Source organism: Sphingomonas sp. CD22 (genome assembly GCF_034556155.1).
GTDB lineage: Bacteria > Pseudomonadota > Alphaproteobacteria > Sphingomonadales > Sphingomonadaceae > Sphingomonas.
Map to the genome: position 1 here is coordinate 1 of NZ_JAYDYX010000021.1, position 1322 is coordinate 1322.

Annotated in this window: 2 protein-coding genes; both read right to left on the reverse strand. The window is 66.3% G+C overall.

Going from position 1 to position 1322, the window contains the following annotated elements; genetic code table 11:
- Nucleotides 1–510 (reverse strand): transposase zinc-binding domain-containing protein (locus tag SFC76_RS19560; protein WP_322851085.1); only part of this gene is annotated, 510 nt, incomplete at its 3' end.
- Nucleotides 511–516: 6 nt separating this feature from the next.
- The coding region (locus SFC76_RS19565; protein ID WP_322851086.1) for a tyrosine-type recombinase/integrase at nt 517–1322 on the reverse strand (806 nt) is incomplete at its 5' end.

Consider the following 1322-nt stretch of genomic DNA (forward strand, 5'->3'; position numbering starts at 1 on the left):
AAGTCCGCCGCCTGGGACAATCATGTGGATGTGCGGATGGTGGGTCATTGCCGAACCCCAGGTGTGGAGCACCGCGGTAATGCCGATGCGCGCACCCAGATGATTCGGGTCGGCGGCGATGGTCGTCATCGTCTCTGACGCGGCCTGGAACAGCAGGCCGTAGACCGCCGCTTTGTTCTGCCACGCGACATCGGCAACCTCGGCGGGCAGCGTGAAGACGACATGGAAGTAGCCGACCGGCAGAAGGTCGGCCTCGCGCTCGGCGAGCCACGTGCGTGCCGCTGCGCCCTGGCACCGCGGGCAGTGCCGGTTCCGGCAAGAGTTGTAGGCAACCCGCCAGTGCCCGCAGTCGGTGCAGGCTTCGACGTGACCGCCCATGACGGCGGTGCGGCAGGTCTCTATCGCCGACATCACCTTGAGCTGGTCGAGGCTCAGGTGTCCGGCGCGGGCGGCGCGGTACGTAGAACCAGCGGTGCGAAAGATGTCGGCGACCTCGACAGAGGCACGCATCCTCGCTCAGCCGCTGGGCGCTCTCGCTTCCATAGCGGTCATCGCCAGCCTGTCGAACGGACTGGTCACGTTGCGCAGCACCCGGGTGGCAACCTGCGTGTAATAAGCGGTGGTCTCGAGCTTGGCGTGCCCTAGCAACGTTTGAATGATGCGGACGTCGATCCCGTCCTCAAGCAGATGGGTGGCGAAACAGTGTCGCAACGTGTGCGGGCCGACCCGCTTGTCGATGCCCGCAGCCTGTCCCGCCTCGACCACTACCCGGTAGATCTGCCGCGTGCTGAGCGGCTTGAGATAGTGCTGACCGGGGAACAGCCAGCCGTCGACGTGCAACACGCCCTCGCGTCGACCGACTCTCCACCACTCCCGCAGCAACACCAGCAGCCCGACCGGGAGCATGGCGTTGCGATACCGTCCGCCCTTGCCGCGCTCGACCCGCAGCAGCATGCGCTCGCTGTCGATGTCGCGCACCTTGAGGGCAGCGACCTCGGCCGCGCGCAGTCCTGCGCCATAGGCGACCGACAGCGCCGCCTGATGTTTGAGGCATGTGGTTGCCGCCAACAGCCGCGCCACCTCGTCCTGGCTCAGGACCACCGGCAACTTGCGCACGTGCCGCATGCGGACCAGCTTACGGGCAAGATCCGGCCGGTCGAGCGTCTGGATGAAGAAGAATCGCAGTGCCGATACGATGGCATTCATGGTCGGCGCCGGCACGCCCATGTCACACTGCTCGATCTGGAAGCGCCGAACCTCTTCCGCCGTGGCTGTGTCGGGCGAACGACCGAGGAACGTCGCGAACCGCCCGACGTCGCGAA